General features: G+C 39.1%; 13 protein-coding genes. 5 read left to right on the forward strand and 8 right to left on the reverse strand.

Annotation, left to right across the window (positions count from 1 at the left end):
- The first annotated feature begins 81 nt into the window (after nt 1-81).
- Nucleotides 82-978 carry a flagellar protein MotY gene (motY, locus tag OC457_RS04565; RefSeq protein WP_080173481.1) on the forward strand — a complete coding sequence of 299 codons (897 nt, stop codon included), beginning with the start codon at nt 82-84 and terminating at the stop codon, nt 976-978.
- A gap of 72 nt (nt 979-1050) precedes the next feature.
- Here motY and nth read toward each other — a convergent pair whose 3' ends face one another.
- The 7 genes from nth to rsxA all read right to left on the reverse strand — a co-directional run bounded on the left by nth (nt 1051) and on the right by rsxA (nt 7954).
- The gene (gene nth, locus OC457_RS04570; protein ID WP_080173482.1) at nt 1051-1686 is read right to left on the reverse strand and encodes an endonuclease III; all 636 of its coding nucleotides are present in this window, start codon (nt 1684-1686) and stop codon (nt 1051-1053) included.
- 147 nt (nt 1687-1833) lie between these two features.
- Nucleotides 1834-2541, reverse strand: coding sequence for an electron transport complex subunit E (locus OC457_RS04575; RefSeq protein ID WP_080173483.1), 708 nt, complete (start codon nt 2539-2541; stop codon nt 1834-1836).
- Nucleotides 2542-2543: 2 nt separating this feature from the next.
- Entirely contained in the window at nt 2544-3176 is a 633-nt protein-coding gene (gene rsxG / locus OC457_RS04580; protein WP_080173484.1) for an electron transport complex subunit RsxG, read from the reverse strand.
- 14 nt (nt 3177-3190) lie between these two features.
- Complete coding sequence (rsxD, locus tag OC457_RS04585; RefSeq protein ID WP_080173485.1) at nt 3191-4237, reverse strand: electron transport complex subunit RsxD; 1047 nt, start codon at nt 4235-4237, stop codon at nt 3191-3193.
- A gap of 2 nt (nt 4238-4239) precedes the next feature.
- Nucleotides 4240-6786: an electron transport complex subunit RsxC gene (rsxC, locus tag OC457_RS04590; RefSeq protein ID WP_080173486.1), complete on the reverse strand. Its 2547-nt coding sequence runs from the start codon at nt 6784-6786 to the stop codon at nt 4240-4242.
- Between the two features lie 2 nt (nt 6787-6788).
- Nucleotides 6789-7373 carry an electron transport complex subunit RsxB gene (gene rsxB, locus OC457_RS04595; protein WP_080173488.1) on the reverse strand — a complete coding sequence of 195 codons (585 nt, stop codon included), beginning with the start codon at nt 7371-7373 and terminating at the stop codon, nt 6789-6791.
- Entirely contained in the window at nt 7373-7954 is a 582-nt protein-coding gene (gene rsxA, locus OC457_RS04600) for an electron transport complex subunit RsxA (protein ID WP_080157923.1), read from the reverse strand. Before rsxA ends, rsxB begins: the two co-directional genes overlap by 1 nt.
- Nucleotides 7955-8361: 407 nt before the next feature.
- Here rsxA and pepE point away from each other — a divergent pair, with 407 nt between their 5' ends.
- The 4 genes from pepE (at nt 8362) to OC457_RS04620 (ending at nt 13784) form a co-directional block, all read left to right on the forward strand.
- The gene (pepE, locus tag OC457_RS04605; RefSeq protein ID WP_080173489.1) at nt 8362-9099 is read left to right on the forward strand and encodes a dipeptidase PepE; all 738 of its coding nucleotides are present in this window, start codon (nt 8362-8364) and stop codon (nt 9097-9099) included.
- Nucleotides 9100-9573: 474 nt separating this feature from the next.
- A complete protein-coding gene (gene uvrB, locus OC457_RS04610; protein ID WP_080173490.1) occupies nt 9574-11601 on the forward strand; it encodes an excinuclease ABC subunit UvrB in 2028 nt (675 codons plus the stop codon).
- Between the two features lie 372 nt (nt 11602-11973).
- Complete coding sequence (luxO, locus tag OC457_RS04615) at nt 11974-13425, forward strand: quorum-sensing sigma-54 dependent transcriptional regulator LuxO (RefSeq protein WP_080173491.1); 1452 nt, start codon at nt 11974-11976, stop codon at nt 13423-13425.
- Nucleotides 13425-13784, forward strand: a complete 360-nt coding sequence (locus OC457_RS04620; protein WP_080173493.1) for an Hpt domain-containing protein — start codon at nt 13425-13427, stop codon at nt 13782-13784. Before luxO ends, OC457_RS04620 begins: the two co-directional genes overlap by 1 nt.
- Here OC457_RS04620 and yvcK read toward each other — a convergent pair.
- Nucleotides 13746-14642 (reverse strand): uridine diphosphate-N-acetylglucosamine-binding protein YvcK, encoded by an 897-nt coding sequence (gene yvcK / locus OC457_RS04625; protein ID WP_080173495.1) that lies wholly within the window; start codon nt 14640-14642, stop codon nt 13746-13748. The two genes, OC457_RS04620 and yvcK, sit on opposite strands and share 39 nt — an antisense overlap.
- Nucleotides 14643-14708: the final 66 nt, after the last annotated feature.

Here is a 14708-nt window from a genome sequence, read left to right on the forward strand (position 1 = left end):
TAAAGCTCACATCATTAGTGCCGATATAGAAGCATGTTGTTGTCATTGTTGTCGTATTATTTCTTCTGGTTTGGTTATTAAATGAATGTCATTAAACTATTAACACCTTGGTTTCGAAGTGGATTGATTGTCAGTGTATTTTTATCAATGCCAATGGCTGTAGCTAAAAATTATTTGGCCCAACCAAGTCAATCACAATGGCAATTAGTGGTTAATACACCACTAGAATGCCGTCTTAATCATGTTATTCCCCGTTATGGTAGTGCACAATTTTCAGCGCTTTCAAGCAAAACAATGAATCTTCATTTTGAATTAAAAATGCACCGTCGGCTTGGGACTACCCGTAACGTTAAATTAACGTCAATGCCACCATTATGGATGCCGGGAGATGCTGCTTATTCAATGACTAATTTGAAGTTTTTTAAACAATTTGATGGTTATATTGACGGCAACATTGTGTGGCAAATGTTAGCTGAATTAGAAGATGGGCGTAATCCTACCTTTAGTTATAAAACATGGCCGGTACAGCAGCAACGACAATTGGAGGTTGGCTTATCTGCCGTAAATTTTAATAAATCATATCAAGACTTTAGTCAGTGTTTAAATAATTTAATGCCATTTAGTTTTGATGATATTGCCTTTACAATTTTGCATTATAATAGCAACAGTGATGAGTTAGATAACATGTCACAAAAACGCTTGGCACAAATCGCTAATTATGTTCGTTATTCTGATGATATTGATTTAGTGCTGGTGGCGGCATATAGCGATTCAGCCCTTGGCACAGTTGAAGGACAACGGTTATCAGAGCAGCGAGCTGATAAAATTGAACATTATTTTAAGGCGCTAGGCTTACCTGAAAATCGAATACAGGTTGAAGCACATGGCAAACGGCGACCCATTGCGGACAACTCAACCCCTGTCGGTCGAAATCAAAATCGTCGAGTAGTTATTTCATTAGGGCGTAGTGAAGTGTAACTTGGAAAGCAATCCGTTACTTGAGCGAGATGGAGTAGCTGCGTCCATTTAAGGCTGGTCGCAGCATTATAATTAAATCTCGATTTTATCTTTATATTCACATAAGTCTTCAATAATACAGCTGCCACAACGTGGTTTTCGTGCAATGCAGGTATAACGGCCATGCAAAATAAGCCAGTGGTGGACATCGACTTTAAATGCAGCTGGAACTACTTTTAGTAGCTTTTCTTCTACTTGTTCAACATTTTTTCCGATAGCAAATTTAGTACGGTTACAGACTCTGAAAATATGAGTGTCAACCGCAATAGTTGGCCAACCAAAAGCAGTATTAAGAACAACATTTGCTGTTTTACGTCCGACTCCAGGTAATGCTTCTAATGCTGCTCGATCCTCAGGAATTTCGCCGTTATGTTTATCGAGTAAGATACGACAAGTTTTAATAACGTTTTCTGCTTTAGAATTAAATAAACCAATGGTTTTTATATATTGTTTTACGCCATCAACACCAAGATCAAAGATAGCTTGAGGTGTATTGGCAATGGGGTAGAGCTTATCCATTGCTTTATTGACACTAACATCAGTTGCTTGTGCTGATAGTAAAACTGAAATTAACAACTCAAACGGTGTTGTCCAGTGAAGTTCTGTTTGTGGGTGTGGATTTTCAGCTTGTAATCGTTCTAATATCTGAACCCGTTTTTGATTGTTCATTGTCTTTCCTGACGCAATAAAATGCCAATATCACTATGATTAAGGGTGAGCGCCTATAGAGATGATTGGCATATTTGATAATATTTACAGCAAGAGTAAAACTGGCTCGAAAGCCAGTTTTAGTACTGAAAAGTCACAAATAGCGTATTATTTTATATCGGTAATACGTGCGCGCTCAACTTTTGGTTGCTGTTGTTTTTTTGATGCAGCTTGTTTATCTGCTTTGTATTTATCAATAATATTTTTCAGCGCAATCATAAAACCGACACCAAGAAATGCCCCCGGTGGTAGCATGGCAAGTAAAAAGCTACTGTCAAAATGAAATATTTGAATATGCAGTACCGATGCCCAATCACCTAATAAGCGGTTGGCACCATCAAATAGTGAGCCTTTACTTAAAATTTCACGCATCGCGCCCAGTAAAAATAGTGCCGATGTCATACCAAGCCCCATCCATAAACCGTCTAATACCGCTGGTAGTGGTTTATTTTTTGAGGCAAAGGCTTCCGCTCGACCGATAATAATGCAGTTAGTTACGATCAATGGAATAAAAATACCTAATGACTTATATAAGCCATAGACATAGGCATTCATTAATAATTGAACGCAGGTTACCAGTGATGCAATGATCATTACGAAAACAGGAATTCGAATTTCTGACGGTACCCATTTGCGAATAATGGAAATAGTAAAGTTAGACATTACCAAAACCATGGTCGTCGCAAGACCTAATCCGAGCGCATTGGTTGCTGTTGATGATACTGCCAATAATGGACATAAACCTAACAGCTGTACGACCGTCGGGTTGTTATACCATAAGCCATTTTTCATCAACTCTTTATAAGATGTTGTCATAATTATTCACTCGGACAGTCTAGTGGCTGGCTTAGGATCTGTTGCTGATTATTTTGCCAGTACAACGAAATATTTTTCACCGCTTTAACTACTGCGCGTGGAGTAATAGTCGCGCCGGTAAACTGATCAAATTCCCCACCATCTTTACGGACATGGAATTTAGGATCATTTGCGCCATTAACACGTTTACCTGTGAAACTATAGATCCAATCACTCACGGAGGTTTCAATTTTATCACCTAGTCCTGGCGTTTCATGTTGCTCTAAAATACGAACACCAGTAATAACCCCCTTAGTATCAAGACCTACAATGAGTTTAATTGCACCGCTGTAACCATCAGGAGCGATACCTTCGATTGCAATCCCCGTTGGCTTTCCATTTTGGGTTGCGATGTAAGCAGGCATCGGTGTTTTAGTGCCTATATATTGGAGGTTTTTAACTAAAGTACAATTTTTATACAGTAAGTTGTCATGACTTGTGACAGGAATAACTTGGTTTAAGGTATTTAGTAATTGTTGTTGCTGCTGTTCAGAAATACGATTAGCCGTGAAATCGTGAGTTAGAGAAACTAATGCTGTCGATAACAAGGCAAAAACAGCCAGAATCAGACCATTTTTTTTCATGGATTTAAACATGGGCATACTCATTATTAGTGACCATAAGTGCGTGGACGCGTGTAATAATCAATGATAGGAACACATAAGTTAGCTAATAATACTGCAAATGCGACGCCATCAGGAAAACCACCCCAAGTACGAATGAGGTAGACCATTACGCCAATAAAAGCGCCAAAAATAAGGCGACCTTTTACTGTGGTGGAGGCGGTTACTGGATCGGTGGCAATAAAAAAGGCACCTAGCATGGTTGCACCAGAGAACATATGTAATAGCGGTGATGCGGCAACGCTTGGATCGATCACATGCATGACACTACTAATAACCAGTAATGAGGTTAACATTGCAACGGGAATATGCCATTGAATAATACGTAATTTAAGTAGTAGTAAACCACCTAATAAGAAACCAATATTAACCCACTCCCAACCAATACCTGCGAGTGTGCCGTAGACTGGTTTTTTCATTGCTTCGGCAATTGTCATTCCAGTTTTTAAGGATGTTTTTAGGGTATCTAATGGGGTTGCCATTGTGTAGCCATCAACTGACATTTTGAGTTGTTGAATACTGAAACCATCTGGTGTGAATCCCGTAAATATCGCAGATAAACTATCCATAAATGTCACAGGATTAGCACTTAAAGATGCAGGTGGTAACCATGTTGTCATTTGAACAGGGAATGAAATTAACAGTACAACATAAGCAACCATTGCAGGATTAAATAGGTTTTGTCCCATACCACCATAAAGGTGTTTTGCGACCACAATCGCAAAAAATACGCCAATAACGGTGATCCACCATGGTGCCAGTGGGGGAATTGAAATACCAATTAACACACCTGTTAATAGTGCCGTATTATCACGTAAATAAGGCGCTAATGGACGCTGGCGTAATTTAAGTACAATTGCTTCAAATATAAGCGCACAAAGAGAGGCGAAAACAATTTGAATCAGTGTCCCCAACCCAAAAAAATAGCATTGAGCAATAACACCAAAAATCGCACATAAAATAACCGTACGCATGATTGCACTCGTACTACGACGATTATGTGCATGGGGTGAGCTGGCAATATTAAAAGCCACGATTATTCTTCCTCAATGTTAGATTGTACTTTATTGGCTTGCTGGGCTGCTTTACGGGCTTTCGCACGAGCAACGGCTGCTGCAACAGCGGCTTTTTTAGGATCCTCAGTCACAACGTTAGTGTTCACATCAGTTTCAGGCTTTGCATCCGTGGTTGTTTGAGTTTCACTATTTGATTGTGCCTGTTGGGCTGCTTTATGGGCTTTCGCACGAGCAACGGCTGCTGCAACAGCGGCTTTTTTAGGATCCTCAGTCACAACGTTAGTGTTCACATCAGTTTCAGGCTTTGCATCCGTGGTTGTTTGAGTCTCACTATTTGATTGTGCCTGTTGGGCTGCTTTACGGGCTTTCGCACGAGCAACGGCTGCTGCAACAGCGGCTTTTTTAGGATCCTCAGTCACAACGTTAGTGTTCACATCAGTTACAGGCTTTGCATCCGTGGTTGTTTGAGTTTCACTATTTGATTGTGTCTGTTGGGCTGCCTTACGGGCTTTAGCACGAGCAACGGCTGCTGCAACGGCTGCTTTTTTAGGATCAGCAGCAACGTTAGTGTCTACTTGTGTTGTTGGCTCTGTCTCTGTCACAGGTTGTGTTTGTTGCGCGGCTTTACGAGCTTTCGCACGTGCAATGGCTGCTGCAACAGCGGCTTTTTTAGGATCAGCAGCAACGTTAGTGTCAACTTGTGTTGTTGTCTCTGTATCTGTCACAGGTTGTGTTTGTTGCGCTGCTTTACGGGCTTTTGCACGTGCAATGGCTGCTGCAACAGCATCTTTTTTATCAGTTACTTGCTCAGCAGGTTGTTCCGTACCCGTTTGTAGCTGCATTAACTCAGCATGTTTGGCTGCTTTTTGCTCACGAGCTTGCAGCTTACGTTGTTTACGTAATGCCGCCATTTCGCTGTTATCTGGTACTGCATCTTCTGTTGATACTGAAGCTGCTTGTTTGGCTTTTGCTTTGGCAATAGCGGCAGCTACCGCTGGTTTTATTGCAGTTGGTACAGTTTCTTTCGATGCTGCTTGCTTGGCTTTAACACGGGCAATAGCTGCGGCTACTGCATCATCACCGCCAGATGTTGCCATGTGTTGACGACGATCAGTTGCAGCTTTAGCAAAACGATTTTCACGTTCAGCTTTATCACGCTCCATACGCTGTTGCTTGGCTTCAAAACGTTGACGAGCACGTTCAGCACTCATTTCATCTTGTTTACGTTCCCAAATTTCAGCTTTAGCTTGGCGATAATATTGAACGAGTGGAATTTCACTTGGGCAGACATAAGCGCAAGCACCGCATTCAATACAATCACTTAAATTATATTGTTCACATTTTTCGTAATCTTTATCTTTTGCATACCATTGTAATTGTTGTGGTAACAATGACGATGGACAAACATCAGCACAAGCAGAACAACGAATACACGCCATTTCGTAAGTATGCAGCGGTAACTCTTTACGTTTAGGCGTTAAAATACAGTTAGTAATTTTGGTGATTGGTACATTGGCATGTGGCAATGTAAAGCCCATCAATGAACCACCGATAATGACTCGAGGATATTTCTTATCTGCTTTATAGCCAAACTTTTCCAGTAAATAAGCGATGGGGGTTCCTAGTAAAGCAAACACATTACCGCGTTGTTTAAAGGCTTCACCTGTTAACGTAACTACACGCTCAATTAATGGTTCACCGTTAACAATCGCACGCTTAATTGCAAATGCAGTACCGATATTTTGCATAATAACCCCGATTGAGGTTGAACGCGCTTGACTTGGTACTTCTCGACCCGTTAAAAGTTTTACTAATTGTTTGGAGCTTCCAGATGGGTATTTGGTTGGAATAACACGAATAATAATATTATCGTCTTCATTAACACAGGCTTCTAATGCCTTGATTGCCTCTGGTTTATTATCTTCAATACCAATTAAGGTTAATTTGGGCGCAATAATATGGCGTAAAATACGCACGCCTTCGATAACTTCATCAGCATAATCTTGCATCAGTCGATCATCGGCAGTGATATAAGGCTCACACTCAGCAGCATTGATTATTAGAATATCAACGTTACCTAAACCACCTTGTAGTTTGCGTGCAGTTGGAAAACCAGCGCCACCGAGACCTGCAATACCGGCAAGACGAATAATCTCTATCAATTCTGCAGGATCACGATCTTGATAATCAGAGTGTTGCTTAACATGACACCAAGTATCTTGGTTATCTGTTGCTATTACGATACATAAATCGGTTAAGCCAGAAGGGTGAGCCGTTGTGCGTTGTTCTATGGCTGTGATCGTACCTGAACTCGGGGCATGAATGGGCACACACATTGCGATATCACCCTGTGTGAGTGGTTGGCCTTTTAGTACGTGGTCACCAATGTTGACAATAATATCACCACGAGAACCAATATGTTGTTTTAGTGGTAATACTAATTCCTGAGGAATACCAGCCACTTTAATTGGCTGTTTATTCGATAATTTCTTGTTTTCCGCTGGATGAATACCGCCATGGAAATCCCATAGCTTACCTTGTTTAATTTGTTCAATAATCGATAGCATGACTATGGCTTAACCTTTTCTGCATTCGCTGTCGCAGCAATATTAACAACCGGTATTTGGTTGAGTTGCCATTTCCAGTTATCAGGTGTTTCTTTAACTGGGTTCATTTCAATACAGTCTGTAGGACAAGGAGAAACACAAAGGTCACAGCCTGTACATTCGTCTTTTATTACCGTATGTATTGCTTTAGTACCGCCGACAATGGCATCAACTGGACATGCCTGAATGCACTTGGTACACCCAATACACATATCTTCATGAATAAAAGCAACTTTTTTAATACTACTTGCCACTTCATTTGAGGCTTGAGGTACTTCGACACCCATAAGGTCGGCAAGTTTTTCAATTGTTGCTTGGCCACCAGGGGGGCATTTATTAATGACTTCGCCATTAGCTATTGCTTCAGCGTAAGGACGGCAGCCAGGAAAACCACATTGACCACATTGTGTTTGCGGTAAAATAGCATCAATTTGTTCTACAATCGGATCTGCTTCAACTTTGAAGCGCACTGAAGCAAAACCTAAAATAATACCAAATATTGCAGCTAAAACAGCGATAACAATGGCAGCAATTAAGATTCCGCTCATTACAATTTCACCAATCCAGTAAAGCCCATAAAGGCAAGAGACATAAGGCCTGCAGTGATCATTGCGATTGAAGCGCCTTTAAACGGTGCTGGCACATCTGCTGCTGCAATACGCTCACGCATAGAAGCAAACAATACTAATACCAATGAGAAACCCACTGCTGCACCAAAGCCATAAATAACAGATTGAATGAAGTTATGGTGCTCATTGGTATTTAATAAAGCAACACCTAATACGGCACAGTTGGTTGTGATTAATGGTAGAAAAATACCTAACAAACGGTAAAGGGTTGGGCTAGTTTTATGGACTACCATTTCGGTAAATTGCACTACAACGGCAATTACAAGTATAAAACTAAGTGTACGTAAGTATTGGATACCTAGTGGTTCCAAGATATAGGTTTCAACAAGATACGCACACACAGAAGCTAGCGTCAGCACGAATGTTGTCGCTAAGCCCATACCGATAGCGGTTTCTAGTTTCTTAGATACACCCATAAAAGGACATAAACCTAAGAATTTAACGAGTACAAAGTTGTTAACCAACACAGTCCCGATCAGGAGTAAAAGGTATTCAGTCATACCGAGTTCATTATCATTGCAAGAGATCTTCACATTATCTGATTTTGTGAGCCCTATAACAACTCCCGAAGGGTAGGGTTTTATCTATTAATCGTCTTAAATTTGAGTAGTTACTTGAAATATAAGCTTTTAGTTAAATGAAATTCTTCTTTAAAGCTTACTTGATGATAATTTATTGTTGGATTGGTGTTTTTATTTTGGAACTAAATAGTATTTTTAGTGTTTTTATTGGTGAGAAAATTGCTAACTATTATGAAAATATAGATATTTCCCATTATTGTTTTTGTAATTTGTGATTGTGACGGTTGTAAAGTTAGGCAATTCTGCGTTTGATATAACTGCGTTTAATATAAATAGTGTTCGTGATTGCACGTATAACGAATAAACATAAGCTATAGGATGGAACAATGGATATTTTATTACTTAGTAATGGTAAAATTGCTGGTAACACCCATGTAATGGAATTTGCTGCTGATGCAATTATTGATCAAGTTAAGCGTACAGGAGCGAAGCATTTTGTCGTGATCCCATATGCTGTTATTCGTTCAAGTCATGATGATCGTGTCGCATTAGTTCAAGCAACGTTTGATAAACTGGGGTTAGATTGTATTGCAACGGGTTTGCACCGTGCAGAAGATCCAGTAACTGCGATTGAACAAGCTGATGGTATTATTGTTAGTGGCGGTAATACGTGGGTGTTAAATAAAACCTTACACGATTTAGGCTTAGTCGGCCCAATCCGTAAAGCAGTATTAAAGCAAGGTAAAGCTTATATTGGCTGGAGTGCTGGTACAAATATTGGTTGCCCAACAATTCGCACCACTAATGATATGCCAATTGTTACTGGAGCTATTTTATCTTCATTGAATTTTGTGCCTTTCCAGATTAATCCTCATTACTTAGAAGCATCAGTTGAAGGCCATATGGGTGAGACTCGTGATGAGCGTATTCAAGAGTTTCTTGAAGTAAATAAGCATGAGCCAGTAATAGGTATTCCAGAAGGTACATGGTTAGCAGTAATGGATAATAAAATTAGTTACCATGCCGCTAATGGTAAGCCATTAAAATTCTTTAGCTATGGTAATGAGCCAGTTTATTATCAAGCGGGTGATGATGTGCAATTTTTAATGGATCTTAATTACTAATATTATTGCAGTTAGTGTTAAGAGCAAATAAGAAGCTAGCCATTTAGGTTAGCTTTTTTTATACATTATAAAAAAGACTTGATTTTTAAGAAGTGCCTAATGGCTTGGGTTGTTAGTGGTTGTCCACAATTTCTGTGGATAACTATGTTGATATGGATCGGCGTTTTTATGGTTGTTGATAAATATTAAAAGATAATATTAACGGTAACAGTAATGATTATAAGGAATAATTAAAAAAACAAATAGAGTCACATGATTAAAAATGAAGCAATGTAAATAGGCATAAAAGAATACTCAAAATCATTATTGTTGTACAAGCAGTGGATGCTATTTCCCTTATAAGTTTATATCAATCTGATGATGCTGTTATATGCGATATGCCATTATGTATCCTCGAACTTACTCAAACCAGTATTGACATTATTGGGAGGGTGCTCACAATGATACTCAGTATTGTTATTACAGGTAGATGTAATGAGTAAGCTGTTCAGTCTTGTATCTGATTATTCACCCGCGGGGGATCAACCCACAGCCATAGCACAATTAATGGATGGGCTTGATTCTGGTCTTGCGCAGCAAACGTTACTCGGGGTTACGGGTTCTGGTAAAACCTTTACGATAGCCAATGTCATTGCGCAAGCTAATCGTCCAACGCTTATTATGGCACCCAATAAAACTTTAGCTGCCCAATTATATGGTGAAATGAGAGATTTCTTTCCCGATAATGCGGTTGAATATTTTGTTTCCTATTATGATTATTATCAACCTGAAGCTTATGTGCCAACAACCGATACTTTTATTGAAAAAGATGCATCGGTCAATGCTCATATTGAACAGATGCGGTTATCTGCAACTAAAGCATTAATGGAGCGGCGTGATGTTATTATTATTGCTTCAGTTTCCGCTATTTATGGCTTAGGCGATCCTGAATCTTATTTAAAAATGATGTTACATGTACGTCGTGGTGATGTACTTAATCAACGTGATATTCTGCGTCGTTTAGCTGAGTTGCAATATAAACGTAATGATGCTGTCTTTGAGCGCGGTACGTTTCGTGTTCGAGGGGAGGTGATTGATATATTCCCAGCAGAATCAGAAAAAGAAGCCATTCGGTTGGAATTATTTGATGATGAAGTCGAGGTTATTTCATCCTTTGACCCTCTTACTGGCGCTATTCTTCAACGTGATTTAGCCCGGACAACAATTTATCCCAAAACGCACTATGTAACTCCAAGAGAGAAAATTCTAGAAGCTATTGAAGGGATTAAACTTGAGTTAACTCAGCGAAAGCAACAATTGTTAGATAATAATAAATTAGTTGAAGAACAACGCATTTCGCAGCGAACGCAATTTGATATTGAAATGATGAATGAACTTGGTTTTTGTTCTGGTATCGAAAATTATTCACGTTATCTAAGTGGGCGAACAGAGGGTGAGCCGCCACCTACATTGTTTGATTATCTTCCTGCTGATGGTTTATTAATTATTGATGAATCACACGTCACTGTTTCTCAAATTGGTGCCATGTTCCGTGGTGATCGGTCTCGTAAAGAAAATCTGGTTGAATATGGGTTTCGATTACCTTCAGCTCTTGATAATCGACCAATGAAATTTGAGGAGTTTGAATCTTTAGCCCCACAAACTATCTATGTTTCGGCAACACCCGGTGCTTATGAAATTGAAAAGTCAGGTGGTGATATTGCAGAGCAAGTGGTACGTCCGACAGGTTTGCTTGATCCTGAAATAGAAGTTCGACCTGTAGCAACACAAGTTGATGATTTACTTTCTGAAATTCGCATACGCTCAGCTAAAAAAGAGCGAGTATTAGTAACGACATTGACCAAGCGAATGTCAGAAGATCTTACTGAATATCTTACTGAGCATGGGGTGAAAGTACGTTACCTTCACTCCGATATCGATACCGTTGAACGGGTCGAGATTATTCGTGATTTACGTTTGGGTAAATTTGATGTGTTAGTGGGTATTAACTTATTGCGGGAAGGATTAGATATTCCCGAAGTTTCTTTAGTGGCTATTTTGGATGCGGATAAAGAAGGTTTTTTACGCTCAGAACGATCACTTATTCAAACCATGGGACGCGCAGCACGTAATATTGAGGGTAAAGCTATTTTATATGGTGATCGTATTACAGGCTCAATGGAACGCGCAATTAATGAAACTCAACGACGACGCGAAAAGCAAATAATTTATAATTTAGAACATAATATTATTCCTCAAAAATTGAATAAGAAAATTGGTGATTTATTAGAATTAGGCGCACCAAGTGGACGTACTAAATCAAGAAATAAAGCCGCTGATTTACATAAAGTAGCCGAATCAAAAGGCATATATACAGTATTAACTCCGCAACAATTAGAGCTTGAAATTCAACGGTTAGAAAAACAGATGTATGACTTCGCTCAAAATTTAGAATTTGAGCAAGCTGCAAATACGCGTGACAAAATCCATCAATTAAGACAGCAATTTATTGCAAATAGCTAATAATAAATTTTTCTCATATTTTTGAGATAAAAAAAAAGCCAGCCGAGAAATATTTTCGGTTGGCTTCATTGTTACGTGAAAAAAATTCACTAACAACGTCAGTTGGCTAGGTTGACCCCTAAGATAAGAGTCGCAGTCTATTTTGCATTCATCGTGCCAACTTTTTTATATGACATATAAGGCTTTTTGTGTGTGTTTATTACTTATTGTTGCTTTTATTTGTCGTTTTAGTCATGCATAAAAAGAATAAATTCGCAAAATGCAAACCATTATGCAATTAGATCGGGCATAATATAAATAATGCAAATTTAGGAGCCCAGTTTCTATTGTATTGATTACAATTAGGGTAAGGAGTTCGTTTTTGGAGGAGCGATGGAAAGCATTACACGACAACGTCAAGTATTAATGGTTGAAGATACCGCGTCAGTGGCTGCCTTGTATAAATCTTACTTAAATCCGCTCGGACTCAATGTAAGTATTGTAGGAACAGGGAAAGAAGCTCTGAGCTTTATTAATGAAACTATTCCAGATTTAATTTTACTCGATCTTCGTTTACCTGATATGACAGGAATGGAAGTTTTGCAGTTAGTTCGACAAGATCATAGTCATATTCCTGTTGTTATTATGACGGCCCACGGATCAATAGATATTGCCGTTGATGCTATTCGGCAGGGGGCTCAAGATTTTCTTATTAAGCCTTGCGAAGCTGATCGATTACGAATAACAGTAAATAATGTCTTTAAAGATAAAACAGAGTCATTGTCAGATGCGGCATCAAAACAAGCTGATGGTGCTCAATATCAAGGATTTATTGGTAATAGTTTGCCCATGCAAGCTGTGTATCGTGTGATTGAATCGGCAGCATCAAGTAAAGCAACTGTTTTTATCATGGGGGAAAGTGGAACAGGTAAAGAAGTCTGTGCTGAAGCTATTCATGCTGCAAGTCCAAGGCATGATAAACCGTTTATTGCTTTAAATTGTGCCGCTATTCCTAAAGAGCTTATTGAAAGTGAATTATTTGGCCATGTAAAAGGTGCATTTACAGGGGCATCGACGGAGCGTCAAGGTGCAGTAGAAATCGCTCATAATGGAACATTAATGTTAGATGAGCTTTGTGAAATGGATTTAGATTTACAAAGCAAATTATTGCGTTTTATTCAAACGGGAACTTACCAAAAAGTAGGCTCGTCAAAAACGTGCCATGTTGATGTTCGTTTTGTGTGTGCAACCAATAAAAATCCATGGCAAGAAGTACAAGAAGGGCGTTTTCGAGAAGATCTTTACTATCGTCTACATGTTATACCTATTACGTTACCGCCTTTACGTGATCGTGGTGATGATGTTATTGAAATTGCTCATGCATTGCTTGGATTAATGTCGTTGGAAGAGGGCAAAGATTTTAGCCGTTTTTCAACGGAAGTTTTACAGTTATTCAAATCTTACTCTTGGCCTGGTAATGTTCGTGAATTACAAAATATTATTCGTAATATTGTTGTGTTAAATACTGCCGAAGAAGTAGCTAAAGAAATGGTTCCCCCTCCGATAAATGCCATTGTTGGTGCAGATATTGCAGCACCAAAGACAATTTATCCACAATTAAATACATTAACATCAACAACGATGAATTCATCATTTGTCGATGATATACAAAAAGACAAGATTGAGCCTCTTTGGATAGTAGAAAAACGTGCTATTCAATGGGCGATTGATGCTTGTGACGGTAATATTCCTCGAGCGGCTGGATTATTAGAAGTGAGTCCATCGACCATTTATCGTAAATTACAAACTTGGCAAGAGACTGTGGGTAGTCAGGAGATTGATTAATGGTAACGAATATTAATGCTGAAACATTAAAAAGATTAGCAGATGAAGTCGGTGATGAAACTGTCGTGGTACTGCTGAATGTGTTTAGTGATGAGCTTGAACAATATTTACAAAAGCTATCAAATCAACCATCAGTAAATCAAATTGGTGAAATTAGTCATGCTATTAAAAGTAGTGCGGCAAGTTTTGGCGCTGATGATTTAGCATTAATGGCACAGGAATGCGAATCTCGTGTCAGACAAGGACAAAATGATTGGATGATTGACCATTTGCCACAATTTAGACAAATGGTCGAAGGAATGGCTGTTAAATATAAACAACTAGCAGGAAGCAATGAGTCTATCAATCGCATGCTTTAGTTTGTCACGATCATGACGCCATTCATGATTATTAGAGGCTAAATCAAGTACCATTTGTTGGTATCTAGGCGCGAGCTGTGGCTGATGTTCGTCGGTAATGATGGTATCAATGACTCTTCCCGCCATTGCACGTTCACACCAATGCAACATGGTTTTAAGGCTCATTTCTCCTGCTGGGCCTTTTTCTTTATCAATATTAGTAATAAAAGCAATTTTAGCTGTACTTACTTTCAATGCTTGTTCTATGTCTCGTAACAGTAATACCGGCATAATACTGGTTAAAAAACTACCTGGGCCTAATAGTATAATGTCAGCATCTATAATCGCGTTAACCGCTTCTTTCGTTGCCGGTACTGCGGGTTCTAAATAAAGACGTTTAGGTATTTCAGCTAACTCATCAACACTTGTTTCACCATTAATGATTTTACCGTCGTATGTGATGGCTGCTAAATCAGAAGGGTGTTCAGACATTGGAATTATATAAGGTTTAACCTGCAACATATCACGAATAAGATTAATCGCATCGAGAGGACGAATACTCAGATTATCAAGTGCGGTTAGCATTAGGTTGCCAAGATTGTGACCATTAAGCTCACCATTGCCTCGAAAACGGTATTCAAAAATCATCGAACCAATTGATGGCTCTGTGATTAATTGATTAATACAATTTCGCATGTCTCCCCATGCTATACCACCTTGGCATGCACGAATTCTCCCCGTCGATCCGCCATTATCTGTTGTTGTTACAATGCCAGTAACCTGTGAACCATAATCGGCTAAAGATGATAAAACGCGTCCAAGACCATGACCGCCACCAATGGCGACGATGCGAGTTGTTTCCGTACTCTTTGTAGACATAATGTTCGTTCTAATTATTATATTATAAGTATATTTTAACAAATGATATGCGTCAGTGCATTTGTT

This window comes from Photobacterium toruni, from assembly GCF_024529955.1.
GTDB classification, from domain to species: Bacteria; Pseudomonadota; Gammaproteobacteria; order Enterobacterales; family Vibrionaceae; genus Photobacterium; species Photobacterium toruni.

Excerpts from the sequence above, each read along its gene's own strand:
- OC457_RS04575 (WP_080173483.1), bottom strand. The coding sequence starts at position 2,541 with ATGACAACATCTTATAAAGAGTTGATGAAAAATGGCTTATGGTATAAC.
- nth (WP_080173482.1), bottom strand. The coding sequence starts at position 1,686 with ATGAACAATCAAAAACGGGTTCAGATATTAGAACGATTACAAGCTGAA.
- yvcK (WP_080173495.1), bottom strand. The coding sequence starts at position 14,642 with ATGTCTACAAAGAGTACGGAAACAACTCGCATCGTCGCCATTGGTGGC.
- luxO (WP_080173491.1), top strand. The coding sequence starts at position 11,974 with ATGGAAAGCATTACACGACAACGTCAAGTATTAATGGTTGAAGATACC.
- rsxB (WP_080173488.1), bottom strand. The coding sequence starts at position 7,373 with ATGAGCGGAATCTTAATTGCTGCCATTGTTATCGCTGTTTTAGCTGCA.
- OC457_RS04620 (WP_080173493.1), top strand. The coding sequence starts at position 13,425 with ATGGTAACGAATATTAATGCTGAAACATTAAAAAGATTAGCAGATGAA.
- rsxG (WP_080173484.1), bottom strand. The coding sequence starts at position 3,176 with ATGTTTAAATCCATGAAAAAAAATGGTCTGATTCTGGCTGTTTTTGCC.
- motY (WP_080173481.1), top strand. The coding sequence starts at position 82 with ATGAATGTCATTAAACTATTAACACCTTGGTTTCGAAGTGGATTGATT.
- rsxA (WP_080157923.1), bottom strand. The coding sequence starts at position 7,954 with ATGACTGAATACCTTTTACTCCTGATCGGGACTGTGTTGGTTAACAAC.
- uvrB (WP_080173490.1), top strand. The coding sequence starts at position 9,574 with ATGAGTAAGCTGTTCAGTCTTGTATCTGATTATTCACCCGCGGGGGAT.
- pepE (WP_080173489.1), top strand. The coding sequence starts at position 8,362 with ATGGATATTTTATTACTTAGTAATGGTAAAATTGCTGGTAACACCCAT.
- rsxC (WP_080173486.1), bottom strand. The coding sequence starts at position 6,786 with ATGCTATCGATTATTGAACAAATTAAACAAGGTAAGCTATGGGATTTC.